Annotated in this window: 1 protein-coding gene; it reads left to right on the forward strand. The window is 60.8% G+C overall.

The features are described from left to right. Window positions 1-513 (forward strand): SulP family inorganic anion transporter (locus P0D80_RS51090; RefSeq protein WP_408296578.1); only part of this gene is annotated, 513 nt, incomplete at both ends.

Raw genomic sequence — 513 nt, forward strand, 5'->3', positions numbered from 1 at the left:
GGAGCTCGTGGCGCTTGGCGTCGCCAATATCGCGGCTGGTCTGCTGCAGGGTGTCCCAGTCTGCAGTAGTGCGTCACGAACGCCAGTCGCCGAGGCAGCCGGCGCAAAGACACAGTTGACCTGCGTTGTGTCCGCGCTCTGTATCGCCTTTCTGCTGATCGTGGCTCCTGCGCTGCTAACGCACGTGCCGAACGCCGCTCTCGCCGCGGTCATTGTTTCTGCCGCACTCTCGCTCTTCGATCTCGGAAACGTGACACGTCTTTATCGAATGCGCCGCAGCGAGTTCGCGCTGTCCATGGTTTGCTTCGCAGGCGTTCTCATGGTCGGTGTCGTACAGGGCATCTTCATTGCTATTGGCCTGTCGCTGCTGTCATTTGTCTGGCGCGCGTGGCACCCTTACGACGCCGTATTGGGCAAGATTGACGGAAGACCAGGCTATCACGATGTTGCGCGGCACCCGGACGCAAAACAGGTCCCCGGCCTTCTGCTGATTCGCTGGGATGCGCCACTCTT

Origin of the sequence: Paraburkholderia sp. RL17-373-BIF-A, assembly GCF_046030175.1 — a bacterium.
Taxonomy (GTDB): Bacteria; Pseudomonadota; Gammaproteobacteria; order Burkholderiales; family Burkholderiaceae; genus Paraburkholderia.